Source organism: Psychroserpens damuponensis, assembly GCF_000826655.1.
GTDB classification, from domain to species: domain Bacteria; phylum Bacteroidota; class Bacteroidia; order Flavobacteriales; family Flavobacteriaceae; genus Psychroserpens; species Psychroserpens damuponensis.
Genome location: NZ_JXJO01000009.1, coordinates 27,621 through 52,620, shown reverse-complemented (window position 1 = coordinate 52,620; position 25,000 = coordinate 27,621). Strand labels below are relative to the sequence as shown.

At 33.4% G+C, this 25,000-nt stretch carries 16 protein-coding genes; 13 read left to right on the top strand and 3 right to left on the bottom strand.

Annotated elements, in window-relative coordinates; translation table 11 throughout:
• On the top strand, positions 1–1,200 hold the full coding sequence (locus TD29_RS03910; RefSeq protein WP_241485202.1) for a peptidylprolyl isomerase: 1,200 nt from the start codon (positions 1–3) through the stop codon (positions 1,198–1,200).
• A 73-nt stretch (positions 1,201–1,273) separates the two neighbouring features.
• Here the strand turns inward: TD29_RS03910 and TD29_RS03905 are convergent, their stop codons facing one another.
• On the bottom strand, positions 1,274–2,737 hold the full coding sequence (locus tag TD29_RS03905) for an aminoacyl-histidine dipeptidase (RefSeq protein ID WP_040279050.1): 1,464 nt from the start codon (positions 2,735–2,737) through the stop codon (positions 1,274–1,276).
• A gap of 414 nt (positions 2,738–3,151) precedes the next feature.
• Between TD29_RS03905 and TD29_RS03900 the strand changes: the two genes are divergently transcribed.
• The 3 genes from TD29_RS03900 (at position 3,152) to TD29_RS03890 (ending at position 8,732) form a co-directional block, all read left to right on the top strand.
• Entirely contained in the window at positions 3,152–4,222 is a 1,071-nt protein-coding gene (locus tag TD29_RS03900; RefSeq protein ID WP_040279048.1) for a DUF3810 domain-containing protein, read from the top strand.
• A gap of 98 nt (positions 4,223–4,320) precedes the next feature.
• On the top strand, positions 4,321–7,338 hold the full coding sequence (locus TD29_RS03895) for an amidohydrolase family protein (protein ID WP_052466968.1): 3,018 nt from the start codon (positions 4,321–4,323) through the stop codon (positions 7,336–7,338).
• 83 nt (positions 7,339–7,421) lie between these two features.
• Positions 7,422–8,732 (top strand): amidohydrolase family protein, encoded by a 1,311-nt coding sequence (locus TD29_RS03890; protein WP_040279046.1) that lies wholly within the window; start codon positions 7,422–7,424, stop codon positions 8,730–8,732.
• 72 nt (positions 8,733–8,804) lie between these two features.
• On the opposite strand, the gene TD29_RS03885 is transcribed toward TD29_RS03890, so the two are convergent.
• The gene (locus tag TD29_RS03885; RefSeq protein WP_040279044.1) at positions 8,805–9,611 is read right to left on the bottom strand and encodes a DUF6503 family protein; all 807 of its coding nucleotides are present in this window, start codon (positions 9,609–9,611) and stop codon (positions 8,805–8,807) included.
• A gap of 117 nt (positions 9,612–9,728) precedes the next feature.
• The gene (locus TD29_RS03880; RefSeq protein WP_040279043.1) at positions 9,729–14,138 is read right to left on the bottom strand and encodes a DUF7619 domain-containing protein; all 4,410 of its coding nucleotides are present in this window, start codon (positions 14,136–14,138) and stop codon (positions 9,729–9,731) included.
• A 198-nt stretch (positions 14,139–14,336) separates the two neighbouring features.
• Between TD29_RS03880 and TD29_RS03875 the strand changes: the two genes are divergently transcribed.
• The 9 genes from TD29_RS03875 (at position 14,337) to TD29_RS03835 (ending at position 24,843) form a co-directional block, all read left to right on the top strand.
• The gene (locus TD29_RS03875; RefSeq protein ID WP_040279042.1) at positions 14,337–15,137 is read left to right on the top strand and encodes a TrmH family RNA methyltransferase; all 801 of its coding nucleotides are present in this window, start codon (positions 14,337–14,339) and stop codon (positions 15,135–15,137) included.
• Between the two features lie 2 nt (positions 15,138–15,139).
• The gene (locus tag TD29_RS03870; protein WP_040279040.1) at positions 15,140–16,375 is read left to right on the top strand and encodes a M48 family metallopeptidase; all 1,236 of its coding nucleotides are present in this window, start codon (positions 15,140–15,142) and stop codon (positions 16,373–16,375) included.
• Between the two features lie 88 nt (positions 16,376–16,463).
• On the top strand, positions 16,464–17,123 hold the full coding sequence (locus TD29_RS03865) for a hypothetical protein (protein ID WP_152611458.1): 660 nt from the start codon (positions 16,464–16,466) through the stop codon (positions 17,121–17,123).
• A 112-nt stretch (positions 17,124–17,235) separates the two neighbouring features.
• Entirely contained in the window at positions 17,236–19,440 is a 2,205-nt protein-coding gene (locus tag TD29_RS03860) for a RelA/SpoT family protein (protein ID WP_040279038.1), read from the top strand.
• A gap of 107 nt (positions 19,441–19,547) precedes the next feature.
• Positions 19,548–20,003, top strand: coding sequence for a Fur family transcriptional regulator (locus TD29_RS03855; protein ID WP_040279151.1), 456 nt, complete (start codon positions 19,548–19,550; stop codon positions 20,001–20,003).
• A gap of 7 nt (positions 20,004–20,010) precedes the next feature.
• Positions 20,011–21,282 carry an adenylosuccinate synthase gene (locus TD29_RS03850; protein ID WP_040279036.1) on the top strand — a complete coding sequence of 424 codons (1,272 nt, stop codon included), beginning with the start codon at positions 20,011–20,013 and terminating at the stop codon, positions 21,280–21,282.
• A gap of 6 nt (positions 21,283–21,288) precedes the next feature.
• Complete coding sequence (locus tag TD29_RS03845) at positions 21,289–21,663, top strand: hypothetical protein (protein ID WP_040279035.1); 375 nt, start codon at positions 21,289–21,291, stop codon at positions 21,661–21,663.
• Between the two features lie 270 nt (positions 21,664–21,933).
• Positions 21,934–23,664 carry an OstA-like protein gene (locus TD29_RS03840; RefSeq protein WP_052466967.1) on the top strand — a complete coding sequence of 577 codons (1,731 nt, stop codon included), beginning with the start codon at positions 21,934–21,936 and terminating at the stop codon, positions 23,662–23,664.
• On the top strand, positions 23,665–24,843 hold the full coding sequence (locus tag TD29_RS03835) for an aspartate aminotransferase family protein (protein ID WP_040279033.1): 1,179 nt from the start codon (positions 23,665–23,667) through the stop codon (positions 24,841–24,843).
• The last annotated feature ends 157 nt before the right edge of the window (positions 24,844–25,000 follow it).

Below are 25,000 nucleotides of genomic sequence, written 5' to 3'. Positions count from 1 at the left end.
ATGCTATGTTTAGTAGTAACTGTAGTTTCATGTAAGGAAGAGTATCCTGATTTGGAAGATGGTCTCTATGCCGAAATAGTAACTAGTAAAGACACTATGATTGCTAAATTATTTTACGACAAAGTGCCTGTAACTGTTGCTAATTTTGTTGCATTAGCTGAAGGAACTCACCCTATGATGACAGAAGAATTTAAAGGAAAACCATATTATGATAGTCTTACATTTCATCGTGTGATGGATAAATTTATGATTCAAGGTGGTGATCATACTGCAACAGGTACCGGAAATCCTGGATATCGTTTTACTGCAGATTTTGACCCAACATTAAATCATGATAAGCCAGGAATGCTATCTATGGCAAACAGCGGCGGATTTAACACTAATGGAAGTCAATTTTTTATAACAGAAGTACCTTACCCAAGTTTAAATGCCTATGATGCTAATGGAGAATTAAAACCTTGTGAGCAACGTGGTACAAGCTGTCATTCAGTATTTGGAGAATTAGTTAAAGGTATTGAGGTACAAGATGCTATTTCTAATGTTGCTGTTGATCCTAGATCAAAAAAGCCTATTGAACCTGTATATATTTTAAAAGTAAATATTTTAAGAAAAGGATCTGCTGCTAAATCATTTAATGCAGCTAAAGTTTTTGAAGCAGAATTACCAAATGTTGAAGCAGAAATTAAACAAATAAAAGAAGACCAAAAAGCAAAAGTTGAAGAAGAACGTCTAGAGCGTGAAGAAAAAATTGCAACAGCTTCTGCAGAAACTAAACCACGTATAGAAGAGTATACTTCTAAAACAACTGCATTGGCCTCTGGACTTAAAAAGTTAGTGCTAACAGAAGGTAAAAATGAAAAAGCTAAAGCAGGAGATTCTGTAAAAGTATTCTACGAAGGTTATTATACAGATGGTCGTTTATTTGATAGTGATCGTGTTGAAATCGCTGAAAAGTATGGTATGTTTAACCAAAACCGTGCAGATGCAAATGCTTATGGTCCTACACGAATGTATGTAAGTCCTAATGCACAAATGATTCCAGGGTTTAAAGAAGCGCTAACAACTTTAAATGTTGGAGAAAAAGCATTCTTTTATTTACCTTCACATCTAGCTTATGGTGAACGCGGTAATAGAGGTATACCTCCTAATACAGATTTAACTTTTATAGTTGAATTAGTAGAAGTGGTTAAGAAAAAGTAAGTCCCTTTATAAGTATAAACAAAAAAGGCGATTTCAATATGAAATCGCCTTTTTTACGTTAATATAATTTTTGTTATTTCTTCGGAATATGCTTTAAAATTTCCAATACAAATTCCCAATATTTTTGAGCTGAAGATATTTGAGCACGTTCATCTGGAGAGTGAGCTCCTTTGATGTTTGGACCAAAACTAATCATATCCATTTCAGGATAATGAGTGCCTAAAATTCCACATTCTAAACCAGCGTGACACGCAGCAACATGTGGTTCTTCTCCTCCATTAAGTTTTTTATAAAGTGGCACCATAACTTTTAAAATGTCACTATCCATATTTGGTGTCCAACCAGGATATTCTCCTCCAAATTCGACTTCGCAACCTGTTAATTCAAAGGTAGCACGCAGCATATTAGCCAAATCCCATTTAGAACTCTCTACCGAGCTTCTTGTTAAACAGCCAATTTTAACAGCACCATCTTTTACAATTACACGAGCCACATTATTTGAAGTTTCTACCAAATCTTTAATATCTGCACTCATTCTATGCACACCATTTAAAGCAGCATATAATGCTCTTGTTAATCCTTCTTGAACTCCTAAATCCATAATATGTGTTGGTGTCTCAATTCTAGACACTTCAATCACCATATCTGGTTCCATAGTTTTATATTCTTTTTTTATAGCTTCGGAAATATCTTTCATTTCAGACATAAAAGCCTCTTCATGAACAGCATCTATAGCTACAATAGCATTGCTTTCTCTCGGAATAGCATTTCGTAGACTTCCACCATCAATTTCAGAAATACGCAAACCATAATTCTCAAAACCATCAAACAGCACTCTATTCATGATTTTATTTGCATTGCCTAAACCTTCGTGAATTTGCATACCACTATGTCCTCCTTGTAAACCTTTGACGGTAACTTTAAATCCTATTTTAAACTCAGGAGTTTCTTCTTGCTCATACGTTCTTGTAGCAGTTACATCTACTCCTCCTGCACAACCTACTCCAATTTCATCATCTTCTTCGGTATCTAGATTTAAAAGTATATCTCCATCAAGTAAACCTCCTTTTAAACCCATGGCTCCTGTCATTCCTGTTTCTTCATCAATAGTGAATAAGGCTTCAAGCGCTGGATGAGCAATATCCTTACTTTCAAGAATTGCCATAATAGTTGCCACTCCTAAACCGTTGTCTGCTCCTAATGTAGTTCCTTTTGCACGTACCCAATCTCCATCAACATACATATCAATACCTTGTGTATCAAAATCGAAAACAGTATCATTATTTTTTTGATGTACCATATCTAAATGCGATTGCATCACTATGGCTTTACGATCTTCCATACCAGACGTTGCTGGTTTTTTAATAATCACATTACCAACTTCATCTTCTATAGTTTCTAAACCTAAGCTTGCGCCAAAGTCTTTCATGAATTTAATCACGCGTTCTTCTTTTTTAGAAGGTCTTGGTACTGCATTTAGATCTGCAAATTTATTCCAAAGGGCTTTTGGTTCTAATTCTCTTATTTCTGCACTCATATAAATTATAACGTTTTAAATTAAGGAGGATTTAGAGTTTTTCCTCTTCGGAAATAGCAACTCTACCATCCATTTTGCAAAGTTACAAATTGTAGGTCAACTAGCTCAAACATCCTGCAAGGTTTTTGAAACCTTGTAAGTATCTATAAAAACCTAATTAATACTTATTAAAATATCTACAAGGTCTAAAAGCACCTTGCAGGATAATAGTGTTTATTAACACAATAACCTCTCTCGCTACTCCTGATTGCAGTGACAGCCTTTTGGAACAAAAGCTATAACGAAAAGCAGGAAACCAACTTTACTAAGCAATAAAAAGCTGCGGTTCACACACCAATTGTAACATTTTAAAATGCCTACAAGCTTTTTAAAACCTTGCAGGATAATACGTCATACTTTTAGTATTTTTGAACCATGCTCAAACACAAAAAGCTTATCATAGCATTGTCTATTATTCCTCAGGTTATTATTCTGAAAATCATAGCAAACTTCCCTAATTTTGTAGAGAAAGTCTACAGTCATGGCATTTATATTTGGATTTCTAAAGCCATGCGCTTTGTATTTGGATGGTTACCATTTTCGGTTGGCGATGTGCTGTACACCTTACTAAGTTTGTATATTTTAAGATGGTTATTTCTAAATAGAAAGCGTATAATTAAAGACACTAAACATTGGTTTTTAGATGTGTTATCTGCAATTTCGGTGGGTTATTTTGCATTTCATTTACTTTGGGCTTTTAATTATTACCGTTTACCACTGCATAAATCTTTAGACATTGATCATGATTATACCACTCAAGAATTGGTAAATTTAACACAACAACTCATTACAAAAACAAATGCTTTGCAACTAGAATTAGCAAAAACTGATTCGCTAAAGGTCATTATGCCTTACTCTAAATCTGAAATTTTAAAAATGATTCCTCAAGGTTATGATAAACTCTCAAACGTATTTCCATACTTAGAATACCAACCTCGAAGTATTAAAAAGTCATTGTACAGCACTCCTTTAACGTATATGGGTTTTTCGGGATATCTAAATCCGTTTACAAATGAAGCACAGGTTGATGGCTTAATTCCGTCGTATAAATTCCCAACAACTGGAAGTCATGAAGTGGCGCACCAACTAGGATATGCGGCCGAAAATGAAGCCAATTTTATTGGTAGTATGGCTGCCATGCATCATCCAGATGTCTATTTTAAATATTCTGGACATGCCTTTGCTTTGCGTCATTGCTTAGGAGAAATTTACAAGCGAGACACTATAGTTTACCAGGAGCTATTGCCATCATTACACAAAGGTATTCTATACAATTATCAAGAGGTAAGAGACTTTTGGAATGATTATCAAAATCCAACAGAGCCATTGTTTAAAGCTACATATAACAATTTTCTAAAAACTAATAACCAAGCTGGTGGCATGGAAAGCTATAGCTATGTGGTTGCCCTTTTAGTAAATTATCATAAAAAACATCCTTTAAACTAGTTTGCCTTTTACTTCGGAAACGTTAAAACTCCAATTTTAGTCTATGGTTATGTTGATAATTATTTATCTTTAGAAGGAATAATTAATCAACCAATTATATGAATAAAATCAAGTTCGCAATGGCGCTCTGCTTTTGCAGTTTTGCATTATTTGCACAAGACTATTTCCCCAAAAATGATGGTGTAAAAACCAAAAGCACAAATTTTAAAGCCTTCACTAATGCTAAAATTTATGTGACTCCAACTCAAATTATTGAGTCTGGCACTCTTCTCATTAAAGATGGTAAAGTTGTAGCTTCTGGTCCACAAGTGAGTATCCCTAAAAACTCAACAGTTGTTAATTTAAAAGGTAAAACGATTTACCCATCTTTTATTGACATGTATTCTAACTTTGGTGTAAAAAAACCAGAACGTACTGGTCGAGGTCGTGGGCAAACACCTCAATATGGACCAAGTAGATCTGGTTATTATTGGAGTGATCATGTGATGCCTGAAAATAAGGCATTAGATAAATTCAACTATGATTCTAAAACTGCAAACGACTTATTAAAAGCAGGTTTTGGTGTTGTTAATACCCATATTGAAGATGGTATCGTTAGAGGCTCTGGAACTCTAGTTGCACTAAACTCAATTGATGGCAATGACATACGTATTTTAGACCCAAACTCTGCGCAGTACTTTTCTTTTGAAAAAAGCGCAACGTCTAGACAGTCATATCCAAGTTCTATCATGGGAAGTATGGCCTTATTACGACAAATGTATTCTGATGCTAATTGGTATGCTAATGGCAATAGTAAAACAAAAGATTTATCTCTAGAAGCATTAAATGCGAACAAAAAGCTCGTACAAATTTTTGGAGCTGGTAGTCGAGCAAACGCAATGCGTGCAGACAAAGTTGGTGATGCCTATGGCGTTCAATATGTAATTTTAGGTGGTGGAGACGAATATGAGCGTATCTTAGATATTAAAGCAACAAATGCATCATACATTATACCTGTTAATTTTCAAAATGCTTACGACGTAGAAAATGCTTTTTTAAGCAATTCACTATCATTAAGTGATATGAAAGCATGGAACCAAGAACCAGCAAATGCTAATATTCTTGCAAACAATGGGATTAACTTCGCATTTACAACTCATAATTTAAAAGCGACCAAAACGTTTATTCCTAATCTTATTAAGGCTATAGAATACGGACTTTCAAAAGAAAGAGCTTTACAAGCCTTAACAACTGTTCCTGCGCAATTGTTAGGAAAGTCTTCGGAAATTGGCGCACTACAAAAAGGGTTTCAGGCGAATTTCTTAATTACATCTGGAGATATTTTTGAAAAGAAAACTACAATTTTTGAAAACTGGGTTCAAGGACAAAAAACGGTGTTAGAAGATATGAACATCCAAGACCTTACAGGAGATTATGAATTTAATTTAGCTGGTGAATCTTATAAAATGGCTTTAAAAGGTAAACCTAGTAAATTAAAATCTGAAATTACGAGTAACAATAAAAAGCGTGGCTCTAAAGTCTCTTTTACAGATGATTGGTTGAGTATTTCCATGACAACAAAAGATTCTACCGAGCAACAATTTATTAGAATAATTGCAAATGCTACAAATGGAAATACGCTAAACGGAAAGGCAGTATTTCCTGAAGGTAATGAAGTTACTTTCTACGCCAAGAAAAAGAATACAGCTAAAAAGCCTTCCGAAGACAAAGAAAAAAATAAAAAGGAAGACGATGAAGATGCAACCGCTTCAAAAGACATCATGCCTATCACCTACCCAAATATGGCTTATGGTTTTGCAGAATTACCAAAACAAGAAACACTCCTTTTTAAGAATGCAACGGTTTGGACAAATGAAAAAGACGGAATTTTAGAACACACAGATGTTTTAATCAAAAATGGAAAAATCACTAAAATAGGGAATGATTTATCTGACGGTAATGCAAAAGTTATTGATGCCACTGGAAAACATTTAACCTCTGGTATTATTGATGAACATTCGCATATTGCTGCGGCTTCTGTCAATGAAGGTGGACATAATTCGTCTGCAGAGGTAACTATAGAAGATGTTATTGATGATGAAGATATCGATATTTATAGAAACCTTGCAGGTGGTGTAACCTCTATTCAAATTTTACATGGATCTGCAAATCCTATTGGAGGACGCTCAGCGATTATTAAATTAAAATGGGGAGAATCTGCTGAAAATTTAATTTATAATGATAGTCCGAAATTTATAAAATTCGCGCTTGGAGAAAACGTAAAACAATCAAATTGGGGAGATAATGCAAGAAATAGATTTCCTCAAACTAGAATGGGAGTTGAACAAGTATACATTGATTACTTCACAAGAGCAAAAGCCTATGATGCCTTAAAAAAAAGTGGAAAGCCATATCGTAAGGATATTGAAATGGAGGTTCTTGCTGAAATTTTAAACAAAGAACGTTTTATCTCTTGCCATTCCTATGTACAGAGCGAAATTAATATGCTCATGAAGGTGGCCGAAAAATTTGATTTTAACATCAACACCTTTACTCATATTCTTGAAGGTTACAAAGTAGCCGATAAAATGAAAGCACATGGTGTTGGTGGATCAACCTTTAGCGATTGGTGGGCTTACAAATATGAAGTGAATGATGCCATCCCTTACAATGCTGCTATTATGCATAATGCCGGAGTTGTGGTTGCCATAAATAGTGATGATGGTGAGATGTCTCGTCGTTTAAATCAAGAAGCAGCAAAATCGGTTAAATATGGAGATGTTAGTGAAGAAGATGCTTGGAAATTTGTAACCTTAAATCCAGCTAAATTACTACACTTAGATAAGCGTGTTGGAAGCATAAAGGTTGGTAAAGATGCTGATGTAGTTTTATGGACAGATCACCCAATGTCAATTTATGCAAAAGCAGAAAAAACAATTATTGAAGGCGTTACTTATTTTGATTTAAAACGTGACGAAATTTTGCGTGCACAAATCAAAAAAGAAAAAAGTGAACTTATTAATGCGATGATGAAAGCAAAAAATAAAGGCTTAAAAACACAACCTATAAAAAAGAAAGAGAAAGATCAAATGCATTGTGATTATATGGGACATTACTCTCAAGCACATAGTCATTAAGCGTATCACTACAATTAGTGATTACAAATTAAATCCAATTATTGTATGATACTAGATTATAAATAATTGATAAACCAGTTAAAATGAAATATAAAAATATAAAATTAATGTTGTTTGCAGTGATGAGCTTTTCAATAAGCTTTGCCCAGCAAACACCTGCTCCTAAACAAAGTAAAACTATAGCTATTACAGGAGCAACCGCTCATATTGGAAACGGAGAAATCGTTGAAAATAGTATCATTATTTTTGAAGATGGCAAACTAACGTCTGTGGCAGATATGACGCGTATAAAAATGGATATGTCTGGTATAGACATTATTGATGCTAGTGGCAAACATGTGTATCCAGGGTTTATTGTACCAAATTCCACATTAGGTTTAGTAGAAATTAGTGCAGTAAGAGCAACCAATGACGATAATGAATTAGGCTCATGGAATCCACACATTAGGAGTTTAATTGCTTACAACTCTGAGTCTAAAATTGTAGAATCTATGAGGCCAAATGGTGTGTTACTAGGACAAATAACACCTCGAGGTGGACGAATCTCTGGCACATCTTCTGTTGTACAATTTGATGCTTGGAACTGGGAAGATGCTGTTATAAAAGAAGATGATGGCATCCATATGAATTGGCCAAATAGTTTTTCTAGAGGACGTTGGTGGTTAGGAGAAGATCCTGCCATGAAACTTAATAAAAACTACGACAAGCAAGTTACCGAAATCACAGACTTCTTTCAAGCTACAAAAACCTATATGGCTGGAGATAAAACCTCAACTCATTTACCATATGAAGCGACCAATGGACTATTTGATAATACCAAAACCTTATACATTCATGTAGATGACGAAAAGGGTATCACAGATGCAGTTAACTTTGCTAAAGCTAATAAAGTTTCTAAAACTGTAATTGTTGGTGGTTACGAAGCTCATAAAGTTGCAAGTGTATTGAAGCAAAATAATATAGCCGTGTTATTACAACGTGTGCATACAAGACCAGATCAAACAGATGATGATTATGATATGCCATTTAAATTAGCAAAACTCCTTACAGATAAGGGAGTGACTGTGGCTTTAGAAACAAGCGGACAAATGGAACGCATGAATTCTCGTAACCTTCCTTTTTATGCAGGAACAACAGTTGCCCATGGCTTAACAAAAGAACAAGCTTTACAATTAATTACATTAAATCCTGCTAAAATTTTAGGAATTGACAAAATGTATGGTACACTAGAAGTTGGTAAAAGTGCAACATTATTTATAAGTGAAGGTGATGCCTTAGATATGAGAACAAATCGTGTAACTCATGCTTTTATTGATGGTAGATTATTAAGCCTAGATACACATCAAACTGAATTATGGCAACGCTATTCTAACAAATACAAAACACAAAACTAATACGAAGTATAAACCCATAAAAAAACCTGTTAGCCGTTTAAACTAACAGGTTTTTTTATATCATTTACTTATTTATTCAGTCACGTATTCTGCGTTATCTGGCTTAGCAAATACTGAGGCTTCTTTTAAATCTGTGGTTAATACAATATCGGTAAAATCTGTGGCTTTCCGTTCTGTTGTTGGCACACCATCTTCAACATTAAACCACGTTAATCGCTTTGGAAGTTTTATTCCATTAACCTTTTGCCAATCGCTATATTGTATAAACGACCATTTTTTACTTTTCTCTTTAGAAAAATAGGTTACCGTATATGCAAGCCATGCCATTTCTCCTGTTTTAGAATCGTAATAGATAATGTATTCATCGTCTGGTGATTCTCCTACTCCACTTTCGTAAGAAATTTTAATTCCTGGATAAGATTGTCCTTCAAAACTTAAAGGTTCAACATCCTCGTAATTAATTCCATCATCTGCTAATACAAAAGGCATTGCATAGAAATAGAACATTAAATTATAATAAAATTTAGGTTTAACGTTGCCTACATCATCTTGTTTTTTTAGTAACCACGCGTCTTTACCATCATAACCAATGTTATATGCTGGTGTTTCTATAAGAGAAAATCTATTATTTAGATCTGTTGTCGTAATTTCTGTACCAGATTCTTTATCAATCGTAAACTTTAGAGTTTTCATTGATTTCCATGTGTCAATACCTCCATGTGTTTTAAACACTTTAGAAATATGTTCTGGATAGACACTCGTTGTAACGTCTAAGTTTTCTTCGGAATAATCAATAGACTCAACAGCATTGGCCTCTTTGTTGTCTTTACAAGATGTAAAAACAAATAATACAATTAGTAATAACGATGATAATTTCATTAGATATTTTTGTTTTGGTTAATTTATTATAATAAATGCATTTGACGAAGTTACTCTGAAAAGCTTACAAAAAAAGCCTTAGAAATATCTAAGGCTTTTTAAACGAATTAAATTCAATTATTCTATAATCAGTTTTTTAACTAAACTTTTGTTATTTGCGTGTAATTCAATAAAATAGAAACCACTTTGTAAATCGGCAATATCTAATTCTAGATTATTTCCTTCGGAAATGTGCTGTTCTAATACTTGTTTGCCTTGGAGATCGATAATGTTAACGGTTACATTTCCGAAGTTAGAAGCATTTAAACGAATATTTACCACATTTTTAGCCGGATTTGGAAACATATTAAAAGCTATAAAATTTGAATCGGTAACCGAAAGTGCATCTTCTACAAATTCTGTGTTAAAAGTATTGGTTACTATAGGTGCATTATAATCAAAGAAAATAGATGCCGTATTTGGGATAATGTCTCCAATATCATATCCAGATTTTGGTTTAATCCTGAAGTGTACAAATCCTTGACTAGCATCAACATCATCTTGCTCTGCAGCTAAGTTGATATCTTCAAAAAACCACTCTAAATCGGTTTCTGTTCTTGTGACTACGTAATCATGACTAGATCGCAACATTTGGAATGTGGTCTCATCTAATTGACTATCTAATGCATTGTCGATTCTCACAAATTCGGCAGCTGCTGTTCCTAAGTTTTGGAAACGAATGGTGTAATACAACCACTCATCTGACGCTACAAAACTATCATAATTTACGCGTGGTCCATGAGATTCTCTCATATCGTTTGGATCCCAAGATCCAACTACCATTTCGGATAATGTTGAGAAATTATTAGTAGCAACAAGGTCATTACTATTTGTAACATAATTTGCTGTATTGGTCACAATGTCTCCTAAATCTAAAGTAGCAGGACAAGTTATTGAAATGTCAATATACTCAACTGCTCCAGGTTGTAGGTTGACAAAATCTACTGTAAACCCTGTTGCAGTGTTATTAATGGTATAATTAGGATTTACACTTGTTACTCCGTTATACACAAGAAGTGGGTCTACAATAAACTCTACTGTGCCAGAGGCTATGGTTGTAAATCCATGGTTTTCTAATACAAGATTGTTTTCATGAGTAAAACCAGGTCTTGGTGGTGTCCAGTAATTAATTAAATACACTGCTAGATCTTCACAACTTTGTTCTTCTATTACTGGGAAATCTACAGTTTCTGTTGCTCCATTAGCAACTGAAATTGAATCATATATACTTGTTGTGATATCGTAACATCCTTCAGATTCTTGGTATAAATTAAATGTAAAATCATACACATCTGTCTCATTAATTGTTACAATTTGAAATGAACCAGTTGATGAGTTTACGATGTTCATATTTCCGTCGTTATTCACTTCATACGTAAAATAACCATTAGAGAAATTAGGTTCGGCCACATCAAACATTGAGTTTGTATTTTCATCTATAAATGCATTAACTTCTATTATACCTACTGCACTAGAACAATACACGTCAAAATCAAACTGCTCTGAACAACAAGCACTACCTGTAGCACAACTTACAGAAGCATCAGTATCAAAGACTACTGAAATTGTTCCGCCTGAAGAAGTAAAACTCATCCCTGTAAAATCACCATCATTTCCATAAGGCAAGTTTGAATTTAATACAGTACCATTTGAATCTATAATAGAGATTTCGTCAAAGTTAACTTCGGCTCCACCTGAATTAAAGAAAATGGTAAGTGGTTCTCCACTATCACTTTGAAAACTAAACTCTGAGGTGTCATTATTGCCATAGCAATACGTTGTATTAAAGCCACCATCATCACAAATAATGGTTTGATTAGGGTTTGGTCTTGTTGTAAAACTTTCTTCAGTACAACCTGTAGCATCTCCATTAGTATTGTAAGCAATGACAGTTACATAATAGGTTGTATCATAATCTAACGTACCAATATCATAAGTTAAAACGCTTCCTACATCTTCATTATCAAAAACGTCTATTCCGCCCGATGTGGTACCTATAGATAATTTATAACCTGTAACTAAGCCAGAGGCCATAGTCCATGTTAGTTCAACATTCTCATTAACATTATCATCACCATTTACAGGAGTTGTTAATGTTGATGTACACAATGGTACAGCTGTTGTATCAAAACAACTTACATCATAATCTAACGGTTCATAATTTTGATCGGCACATGCAAAAACTTCATCAGAGTCAACATAAACTGTAAGCGTGTCACCTGTAGACATAAATGTTAAACCTGTAAGATCTCCATTGTTTCCATAGCCACTGTATATTACAGTACCATCTGAATCTACAACTGTTAACTCGTCCCATCCATCTTCTACTTCTCCAGAATTAAAAATGACTTGCACTGGAGAACCATCTACACTCGTATATGTGTATTGATCTGCTGAGTTAATTTCATAACAATAGGTTGTGTTTACTGGTGCATCTTCACAATTTATTTCAATTGGACAATCTTCAGACATAATGTTAAACGTCTCAACAGAAAAACAAGTATTACTAATATTTTGAACATTTACAAAAATAGCCTGAGGGTTTGTAATCGCAGTATATTCTTCGGGTATAGTGATTGCATTAGCTTGATTAAAGGCATCATTATTAGTAAGATGAAAGCTTATATTAAAGTTAGTTGGATCGTCACCATTAAATAATTGTGCGTATATTGTTGTTAAGTCGAATACACCAGCAGATCCACATGCTATGATATCATCTGGTTGCGTTGTAATAGGTGTTTCTCCTAACTCAACATAAGTTTCTCCATAAGCAGAACACCCAGTAATTTCATCTGTAACAGTCACAGAGTATAAGCCAGCTTCAAAAACAATAATTTCTTGATCTGTTAAACCATTACTCCATACATAAGTTAAGTTTCCACCAGAAGCACCATTTACAAAAGGCGATAAAATCACTTCTTGCCCAGAACAAATAGTGTTTGGTTCGTTATAAAACAAAACTTCTAAACTTGAATTAAAGTTGACATATAAGCTTTCAATTGAAAAATTACCTGTAGAAATTTCTTCTATTCTAACATATATTGTTGTTGTGTTTGCACTCATACTAAAATTCTCAGGATTAGTAATGGCGTCAGTTTGTGTTTCGGCATTAGTTAGAGCTAAGTAATATGTAAACGTATAGTCTGTAACAGTTTGACCATTTAGCATATTAACTTCTTGCGTTGTTAAATCGACATCAATAATATCGTTAGGAGAATCAGCACATACATTAATAATTGCAGATGATGAAGCAACACAATTTACATCCACAATTAACTCCAATAACCCTACATATGAACAATCACCATATATTGTAGAGACTCTAAAATAAACTGTTTGACTTAAGGGTATGATATTAAAATAAGGAGAAGCTATAGGATTAACATCATTATAGGCATCAGGTTCTGTTTCATAATACGTTACAACTACTGTTGAGTTATCAGCACCATTTAATATTTCTAATGATTTACTTTCTAAATCAAATAGTGCTAAACCATCATCATCGTCATCACAAACTACAAGTGGTGTTGGGTTTGAAACAAAGTTAAAATCGTTTATAACCACTTCAAAATCTGTAAAAGAGTCACAGAAATTTGCAGAGGACACATAAAATTGATAATAACCCGTTTGAGTTACTTCTAATGTCGAGTTATATTCACCTGATAGTAAAATTCCATCATAGTACCATGAATAGCTAAAATTAGGATCATTTAATCCAGAATCTACTATAATTGAGGTACCGTTACAAATTTCATACACATCTAATAAGTTGGGTATTGGAGTAGAATTAACGACAAGGTCAAATGAAGTTTGCTCTAAATTACCTGTAGATAACTGCATAACATTAACGTAGATTGTTTGCGGATTGGTAACATTAGTGTAAATATTAGGTAATGGGTTTAATTGAGCATCTGCATCTTGTAATGTAGCATAATATGAAACAGCATAACTATTTGGACTTAATCCAGCTAAAATTTCTTGATTTTTTTGTGATAAATCAAACTGAGCAAACTCACCATTACCATCATCACAAGCAAAATAATCCGTTGGTTGATTAATCACAAAAGGACCTTCGTTACATAAAACTTCTGCTATCCAACCTGTAGTATTACCAGCATCATTACTAACAAAATGTAGCGTTAAACAACCCGATGTGCTATTTGCTTCTATAAAACCAGGAGAATCGACACCAGAATAACTTCCAATTAAAGGACTATTAACAGAAGTCCCATCATAAATTGATAAAACATCTTGATTTATTTGAGTAGAAAACTCTAAAAAGTTTATAGACATATAGCCACCTTCATTTGGTGAACATAACGTTAGCGTAAAATCTTCATTACTATTATAGGTTGAATCAGCTCCTCCAGAATCTGTGAGTAGAAAATCACACTCAGTCCAAGAACCATTTTGCATGGTAAGGTCTTGAGCTTTTATAAACGTTGTAAAAAAAAGGGCAATTAGCGGAATGAGTAATTTTGCTTTCATAAATAAGAGTTTGTTTGGTTGTTACAAGTTACAAATCAATATCAATTAACATAAGATATGTATCACTATTATAACAACATAAGTATAAGTTTTCCTACCCTATAATTGTATTTATCTAATTCTCTTAGTAGATTAATGCACTATATAACTGATAAAATGTAAATTTGCTAACTTTCATCAATACCCAATTTTAACAGCATGAATCACAAAGCAATCACGAGTACACAAAACCAACTTATAAAGCAAATTGTTGTTTTAAAAGAAAAATCTCGTGAGCGAAAAAAAACGGGTCTTTTTATAATTGAAGGTCAACGTGAGCTCATGCTTGCCATCAAAGCTCATTATAGTATTAAAACAGTGTTATTTTACCCAGAGTTGATTTCAAATGATGATTTAAATTTACTTATTTCTTCGGAAATAGAACGCATCCAAATCTCTAGAGATGTGTTTGAAAAATTGGCTCATCGTAGCTCTACGGAAGGCATTATTGCAATTGTTGAAATGAAACAGCATAGATTGGAAGATCTAAAATTTCTGAAGAAAAACCCTTTAATTTTAGTTGCAGAAGCGCCAGAAAAACCTGGTAATATTGGCGCAATACTCCGTACAGCAGATGCTGCAAATATAGATGCTGTTATCATTGCCAATCCCAAAGGTGATTTGTACAATCCAAATATTGTAAGATCTAGTGTTGGCTGTGTGTTTACAAATCAAATTGCAATTGGTAGTACAAATGAGATTATTGCCTTTTTAAATAAAAACGAGATCAATATTTACAGTGCTATTTTGCAAGAAGCTATAAATTATCATGAGCAGGATTACACCACATCTACAGCTATAGTTGTTGGCACCGAAGCTACAGGCTTAAGTGATGCATGGCGAGAAGCATCAACTCAAAATATTAAAATCCCTATGCAAGGAGAGATTGACAGTATGAATGTATCTGTTGCTGCCGGAATTTTGATTTTTGAGGTTAAACGTCAACGAAATTTTAATTAAATATGACAGCAACTACACTATACTACATTATCATTTTTATAATCGTTATCAATTTTATCATTGACAAGGTTTTAGATTACCTCAATGCAAAAAATTACGACAATCCAATTCCTACAGAATTACAGGATGTTTATGACGATACCGAATACAAAAAATCCCAAACCTATAAAAAAACCAATTACAAATTTGGCATTTGGAGCGCGCTGTTTTCAATAGTGCTTACTTTAGGGTTTCTGCTTTTTGATGGATTTGAATATGTAGACAACATCGCAAGACAATTTAGCGACAACTCTATTGTGATTGCTTTAATTTTCTTCGGAATAATTATGCTTGGTAGTGATATCGTTTCTACACCATTTAGCTATTATAAAACCTTTGTGATAGAAGAACGCTTCGGTTTTAATAAAACCACAAAAAAAACCTTTATACTTGATAAATTAAAAGGCCTTGTAATGATGGCAATTATTGGTGGCGGAATTCTTGCGCTCATCATTTGGTTTTACGAGCAAACACAAGAGTTATTTTGGTTGTACGCTTGGGGAATTGTGACCATTTTCACCATATTTATGAATATGTTTTACTCCAAATTAATTGTGCCTTTATTTAATAAACAAACCCCTTTAGAAGATGGGACTTTGCGTAATAAAATTTCGGCATATGCAACATCTGTAGGTTTTAATCTCGATAAGATTTTTATCATAGATGGTTCTAAACGCAGTACAAAAGCTAATGCCTATTTTTCTGGTTTTGGGAGTGAAAAACGTGTGACACTATTTGATACCTTGGTCAAAGAATTAGACGACGAAGAAATTGTGGCAGTACTTGCACATGAGGTTGGGCATTATAAAAAGAAACACATTATTTTTAATTTGGTAGCATCTATTGCTTTAACTGGATTAACGTTGTTTGTATTGTCTGTATTTATTTCAAATCCGTTGTTATCAAATGCGTTAGGCGTTAAAATCCCAAGTTTCCATGTTGGTATGATTGCTTTTGGGTTGCTCTATTCGCCGATTTCCGAAGTAACAGGTTTAATAATGAATCAACTCTCGCGTAAATTTGAATATCAAGCAGATGACTATGCAAAAACAACTTATAAAGGAGAACCTTTAATATCATCACTTAAAAAATTATCAAAAAATAGCTTGAGCAATTTAACGCCTCATCCTGCTTATGTTTTTATGCATTATTCACATCCTACGTTGCTAGAAAGAGTAAGGAATTTACAGGATTCTTAATTAAAAAAACGTGTTGAAATATTAAAATAACGTAATTTTTTACGCAACCTTTTTGTGAATCCCACATCTATCTAATAAACAACAACTTATGCGACTTAAAACAACTTTTCTACTATTTTGTTTTCCTTTGCTAATGATGTCGAGATGTGAAGACCCATTTCCTGCTGGTCTTGAGACAACGGTTAGTGGTAAATTAATTGATGAAACTAGTAATACACCATTACAGGGTCAAAAATTAAGATTAAGTGAAAATTTACAAAATGCACCTTTTAGATATATAGATTCTACACTAACAGATATTGACGGATATTATTCAATGACATTTACAACTTCTGGAGAAGGAATTAGATACTATCTTGAAGCAGAACGAACTGATTCTATTTGGGATAATCAATATGGTATAAGAGAAATAGATAGTATTGGTCACTTCAATACAATTAATTTAGACTTTTTAAAATTATACCCATACACCATAAATATCACTGGTGAAAATTTGATAGATGCAACAATTTATATGAATAGCTTGTACACTTTAAACAATACTATTAACCCCTTATTGGGATCAAATTTCTCAGAAACAAGATCTTTATTTATTAGTCCGTATTATAATCATCAACTCAAATTTTATAGACCTTTAGAAAACGGTGAAGATGAAATATACGTACACATAATTGAAGCGTCAAATATCTATGATGAAAATGTAATCAATATAACGCTAACAGACGATCTATTTGAAACTGTAAATTAATTGTAATTTACAACCAGTATATAATTTTTAAGTTTTATACTTTTGATGAACTTCTTATACAAAACCCTAAAAACACATTGCACAATAAAATTATTGTGCTTACTTTAGTTCTATGACAGAGGAAGCCATAGAAAAAGAAAATGCAGAGATTGCAAAAGCCTATAAAAATCTTTTAAAAGTAAGTTATCAAACGCTTACTAAAGAAGACAAGCTACTCATTCGCCAAGCGTTTGAGGTGGCTTTAGATGCGCATAAAGATCAACGTCGAAAATCTGGAGAAGCTTATATTTTTCACCCAATTGCAGTAGCAAGAATTGTGGCAAGTGAGATAGGCTTAGATGCAACAAGTATTGCCTCTGCTCTACTTCATGATGTTGTTGAAGATAGTCCAGATTACACAAAAGATGATATTGCTCGACTTTTTGGTGAAACTATTGCTCGTATTGTTGATGGATTAACAAAAATCTCATCCCTTAGTAAAGAGACAGATGTTTCTACTCAGGCTGAGAATTTTAGAAAAATGCTACTCACACTCAATGATGATGTGCGTGTGATTATTATTAAAATTGCCGACCGTCTCCATAATATGCAAACTATGGACTCTATGCGACCAGACAAGCAAGAGAAAATAGCTTCAGAAACCCTATACATATACGCACCTTTAGCTCACAGAATAGGTTTATACAACATCAAGACAGAGCTCGAAGATCTTGGTATGAAATATACTGAGCCTGAAGTTTACGACGACATCTTAGAGAAAATGCAAGAGAGTAAACAAGAACAGGATGAATACATAAAAACATTTTCAAAAGTCATTGAAGACTCCTTAGATAAAGAAGGCTTAAACTATGAAATTAAAGGACGTCCAAAATCTATTTATTCCATTAGAAAAAAGATCTTAAAACAAGGTGTAGATTTTGATGAAGTTTATGACAAATTTGCGGTAAGAATTATTTATAAATCAGATTTTAAGAATGAAAAATTCTTAGCCTGGAAAATTTATTCTATCGTCACCGATCATTTTACACCCAATCCAACACGACTTCGTGATTGGATCTCTTCACCTAAATCTACAGGTTACGAAGCACTTCATATTACGGTTATGGGTCCAAAAAATAGATGGGTTGAAGTACAAGTACGTAGTGAACGCATGAATGAAATTGCAGAAAAAGGGTACGCTGCGCACTACAAATATAAAGAAGGAAATGCTGAAGATGCTCTAGACACTTGGATTGGAAAACTACAAGAAGCCTTAGAAAGTAATGAAACCAATGCCGTAGATTTTGTAGAACAGTTTAAACTCAACCTCTACTCAAAAGAAATCTTTGTGTTCTCTCCCAAAGGAGACTTAAAGTCTTTACCAAAAGGTGCCACACCTCTAGATTTTGCATTTAGTGTACATACTGAAGTAGGAATGAAAACCAAAGGTGCCAAAGTAAATGGCAGACTGGTACCACTAAGTCATGAACTCAACAGTGGTGATCACGTTGAGATTTTAACTTCGGAAACGATAAAACCTAACCGAAATTGGTTAGATTATGCAACCACAGCTAGAGCCTTAAGCAAAATAAAATCGGCACTAAAAGCAGATAAAAAAGACCTTGCCGAACAAGGAAAAGAAATTTTAAGACGAAAATTAAAGCAACTCAAAATTGCATTAGATGAAAAGTCTATCAATGAAATGGTTACCCATTTTAAATTAAAAACAAGTTTAGATTTATTTTACCGTGTTGGGATAGGCACTATTGACAACTCAATGCTCAAAGACTATGCTTCATCAAGAAGCAATATGTTTATGAGTTATATTAAAAATAAAATTCGAAAACCTTCTGTTGCTCCAGATATTGACAAAGATGAAATCACCTCTAAATATGACCAACTCGTTTTTGGAAAAGAAGAAGAAAAATTAGACTATAAACTATCTACTTGCTGTAACCCTATTCCTGGTGATCCCGTTTTTGGATTCTTAACAATTAATGACGGTATTAAAGTTCATAAAAAAAATTGCCCAAATGCCTTAAGTATGCAATCTAATTATGCATACCGAGTCATGACTGCAAAATGGATAGACTCCTCACAACAAGTATTTGCGACACAAATAAAATTATCAGGAATCGATAACCTTGGTCTAGTTAATAATATTACTCAAGTGATTTCTTCTAACATGCATGTTAATATGAAGAGCATTAGCTTTGAGTCTGATGATGGCATTTTTACAGGAAAAATAAATGTCGTCGTACCTAACATAACCATGTTAAAAAAGCTCATTGATAATCTTAAAAAAATTAATGGAATCGATAAAGTAACAAGAGTTTAAAACCTAAAATTAACGCTTCCATTTTTTAGCTAAAATTTATAATATTTTTGGTTTAAAAATGTGTAAATTTGGAGCTTGAAGAAATGAAAACTCCACACGAGTTAAAAATGAGCAAAAAAACAGAACAGACTAACCAAGAGATTGTAAAAAACGTTTTTACAAAGTTTCTAGAAGAAAAAGGGCATAGAAAAACACCTGAACGCTACGCGATACTTCAAGAAATCTATGAAAATGAAGAACATTTTGATATAGAATCTTTGTATATCAAAATGAAAAATAAAAACTATCGTGTTAGTCGAGCTACGCTATACAATACCATTGAAATTTTAATGGAATGTGCACTAGTTAGAAAACATCAATTTGGTCAAAACCAAGCGCACTACGAGAAATCGTATTTTGACAAACAACATGATCATGTGATTATGACTGATACAGGAGAAGTTATAGAATTTTGTGACCCTCGTATTCAATCTATCAAAAAAACAATTGAAGAGGTTTTTGATATATCGATCTCTAACCACTCTTTATATTTCTACGGAACAAAAAATAAACCAACTAATTAATTACACAATGGCAGTAGATCTACTACTAGGATTACAATGGGGCGACGAAGGCAAAGGAAAAATTGTTGATGTACTCACCTCCAAATACAATATTATTGCTCGTTTTCAAGGCGGACCAAATGCAGGTCACACCCTAGAATTTGACGGTATCAAACATGTATTGAGAACGATACCTTCTGGGATTTTTCATACAGAATCTATGAACGTTATTGGTAATGGTGTCGTTATTGATCCTGTTGTTTTTGTGCAAGAACTTGATGGTTTAGATCAATTTAAATTAGATTACAAGTCCAATTTAATTATTTCTAGAAAAGCACATGTCATTTTACCTACACATCGCTTATTAGATGCGGCCTCAGAAACCTCTAAAGGAAAAGCTAAAATTGGCTCAACCCTTAAAGGTATTGGTCCAACTTATATGGATAAAACTGGTCGTAACGGTATTAGAATTGGTGATTTAGAACAAGACAATTGGAAAGAAAAATATAGAGCTTTAGCAAACAAGCATGAAGCCATGATTGGATTTTACAATGTAGATATTCAATACGATTTAAAAGAAATGGAAGAAGAATTCTTTACTGCTGTAGAGCGTTTAAAAGAATTACAGTTTATTGATAGTGAAGAATACTTAAACCAAGCCTTAAAAGCAGATAAGCCAATTTTGGCAGAAGGTGCTCAAGGCTCATTATTAGATATCGATTTTGGAACCTATCCATTTGTAACATCATCCAACACTACGGCTTCTGGAGCATGTACAGGTTTAGGTGTTGCGCCAAACAAAATTGGTGAAGTATTCGGTATTTTTAAAGCTTACACGACTCGTGTTGGTTCTGGCCCTTTTCCTACAGAATTATTTGATGAAGTTGGATCTGATATGGCAAGAGTTGGTCATGAATTTGGAGCAGTTACAGGACGACCAAGACGTTGTGGTTGGTTAGACCTAGTGGCTCTTAAATACGCATGCCAAGTAAATGGTGTGACACAATTAAGTATGATGAAAGGTGATGTACTTTCTGGATTTAAAACCTTAAAAGTATGTACAGCTTACAAATACAACGGTGAAACTATTACACACTTACCATTTAATATAGAAGAAGAAAACGTTACTCCTATTTATACAGATTTTAAAGGTTGGAAAGATGATTTAACTAAAATGCGAAACGTGTCTGAATTTCCTTCGGAATTAAATGACTACATCTCATTTCTAGAAAAAGAATTAGAAATCCCAATAACCATAGTTTCTGTAGGACCAGATCGTACACAGACTATTCACAGATAAATATTAATGAAATCTGTTTTATACTGTATTATAATTCTATCTTTTTTTAATGTTTTTGAGCGTCGTTGTTCAAATTTTAAATCTGGAAGTTTTAAATACAAAAACACAGATTATCACGAATGGACTTTTATTAGAAACGACACTCTTCAAATAGAAGAAAATTCTGCTTCTGGTGTTATCATTTATAGTAAAATAGAATGGTTGACAGATTGTAAGTACAAACTTATTTGTACTAAAGTTGACAATTCCACTGTAGATGATTCCGAATTTATAGGTACCGAATTTATAACTACTATTTATGACACGAGTAATAGTAGTTATAAATGTCGTACATCAAGCACATTAGGAACCATGGAATTTGAGATTATAAAAACTAAATAACACTGTAAACTTTAAACAGGCTTATACTCTATTGTCACATTATGTCGTTATTTTACATGATAAAATATGTATCACAGTAGTACTTTTTTTTACGATAAAAATGTTATTTAAAACGCCGTGAATCCTAATGTCTCTAGTACATCAGTTCAATTTCTCTACTAAAAATCTGTTAACAGTTACATTTCCGAAGAGATAATAGTTATTTTTGAAATAAATTAAACAGCCTTGACTCTAGCATTAAGATATTTACTACTCATTACATGTTGTTTTATGACAGCAGTTTCTCATGCGCAACAACCCAAGAAAATCTATATAGAATATTCGGGTTTTACAGTTAGAGACTCATTAAAAGGAGAAAATATTACGACGTTTGTACGAAGTGACCAAGGCCAAATTCATATTGTTCATGAAGGTATAGATATGTGGTGCGATAAGGCATTGTATTACCAAAATGAAGATTTTATTGAAGCGTATAGTAATGTGAGAATGAAGCAAGGCGATACGATAAATATGAGTTCAGATTATGCTGAATATAGTGGTATTACTCAATTAGCAATTGCTGCAGGTAAAGTGATTTTAACAGAGCCACAATCTACACTAACTACAGATACACTCTACTTTGATCGCACCAAACAACAGGCTTATTATAACAGTAAGGGTAAGGTTGTTAGAGATTCATCTGGTACAATTACGAGTCAAATTGGGAGGTATTATATGAATGAGAGTAAATACCGATTTTTAAAAGATGTCATTTTAGTGAATCCTGAATATACACTAGAAACAAATCAGCTCGATTTTTATTCTGAAACAGGCCACGCTTTTATGTATGGTCCTTCTACCATAACAGGTGACGTAAGCAAAGTATATTCTGAACGTGGTTTTTACGACACCAACAATGATTTTGGATACTTTATAAAAAACTCTAAAATAGATTATGATAATCTTCAAATTGAAGGTGATAGTTTATATTTTGATCGTAATCGCAGTTTTGCTTCTGCAGATAATAATATTACAGTAACTGATACGGTAAATAAGACCATAATAAGAGGTCATCATGGTGAAGTATTTAGAGCTAAAGATTCTTTATTTATTACCAAACGTGCTTTAGCGATAACAGTTCAAGAAAACGATTCATTATATATACATGCAGATACGTTGATGGTTACTGGCAAACCAGAGCATAGAATCACTAGAGCGTTTTATAATGCAAAAATGTATAAAAGTGATATGAGTGGAAAAGCAGATTCTATTCATGCCGATCATAAGTCTGGATTAACTCAACTTATCAATTTAAAGCGTTTTAATACAGGTGATGCCTTTTCTATTGCCAGAAAACCTCTCATTTGGAATTTAGGCAATCAAATGTCTGGAGATTCGATACATCTTATTTCTAATGTTGAAAAAGAAGAATTAGACTCCCTTAAAGTTTTCAATAATGCATTTTTAATTAGCAAAGACACCTTAGGTGATGGTTTTAATCAAATTAAAGGGCAACGACTAATTGGCTTGTTTAAAAACAATGAACTTTATAATGTAGATATTATTAAAAATGCTGAAATTATTTTTTACAGTAGAGATGATAAGGACACTTTAATAGGGATTAATAAATCAAAATCTGGTAGTATTAATCTTCAGTTTGATGGACCATATAAAGTGATTACACTTTTAAATCAGGTAGATGGTGAAATTTATCCGGAGAGCCAATTTCCGAAGAATGCACGAAAATTTAGAGGTTTTGACTGGAGAGGTGACGAACAACCAAAAAGTGTAGACGATTTATTTAGTGAGGATCCTCCATTAAATTTACCAATAATAAAAGGCTTAGATCCTTATGTTGAAGATGAAGAATTTGTGGATGAAGCACTTTTAAAACGTATTGAAAAAGCGGGTGAAAAAGATAAAGACGAGATTAATAAAGCAGGACGTCAATTACCAAAACCCACTAAAAAAAGAGATTCTACACAGCAAATTTTAAAACCTTTAGTTAAAAAAGGGAATTAAATGACATCAGATTTTTATAAATACCAAGCACAAACCACGCCTCACCCATTGGCTATGACTATTTCACATGCCGAAGGTTCATATATTTATGATACCACCCAAAAGGCGTATTTAGATTTTGTAGCTGGTGTTTCTGCTTGTAGTTTAGGCCATAAACACCCTAAGGTCGTTGCTGCTATTAAAAACCAATTAGACAAATATCTACACGTAATGGTTTATGGGGAATACATCCAAGAACCTGCTGTAGAATTAACAAAACTACTAGCATTACATCTCCCTAAACCTCTAGAAAAGACATATTTAACCAATTCTGGTGCAGAAGCCGTTGATGGTGCTATAAAACTCGCTAGACGTGTTACAGGTAGAAGTGAGATTATTGCAGCACATCATGCTTATCATGGCAACACTATGGGAGCTCTAAGTGTTATGGGATTTGAAGAACGCAAACAACCGTTTAGACCTTTAATCCCAGATGTGAGCTTCATTAGCTTTAATACTTTTGAAGATCTATCAAAAATCACAACCAAAACTGCTGCTGTTATTTTAGAAACCATACAAGGAGGTGCAGGTTTTATAGAGCCTAAAGCGGGTTACCTAGAAAAAGTTAGGCAACAATGTGATGCTGTTGGCGCTTTATTAATTTTAGATGAAATTCAACCAGGAATTGGACGCACAGGTAAATTATTTGGTTTTGAGCATTATAATTGTACACCAGATATTTTAGTTACTGGAAAAGGATTAGGTGGCGGAATGCCAATTGGAGCCTTTACAGCGTCATCAGCTCATATGAATTTACTGCAGGACAACCCTAAACTTGGCCATATCACAACTTTTGGTGGACATCCTGTAATTGCTGCGGCAGCCTTAGCTACATTACAAGAAATTACAGAAGGTAATTTAATGGCTCTAGCTTTAGAAAAAGAACAATTAATTAGACACTATTTAAAGCATTCTTTGATTACTGAAATTCGCGGACGAGGATTAATGTTAGCTGCAATTACAACATCAGCAAACATTACAAATGACGTGATTTTAAAATGTAAAGACGAACAATTAATTCTATTTTGGCTTCTGTTTGAACCTAAAGCAATCCGAATTACGCCACCTTTAACGATCTCAAATGACGAAATTATTAAAGGTTGTAAGATCATTTTAAGGGTTTTAGATTCAATTTCTTAATATTTTTCTCAACAAACAATATCAGATAATGCATTGTTTTTAAACCACTTAAACCAAACCATCTAAATGTTAACTACAAGTGTTAACTACTTTGTTAAAAACATTGAACCAAAAAAAACAAAATCCATTCTTGATAACTGTACATTTATTTAAACAA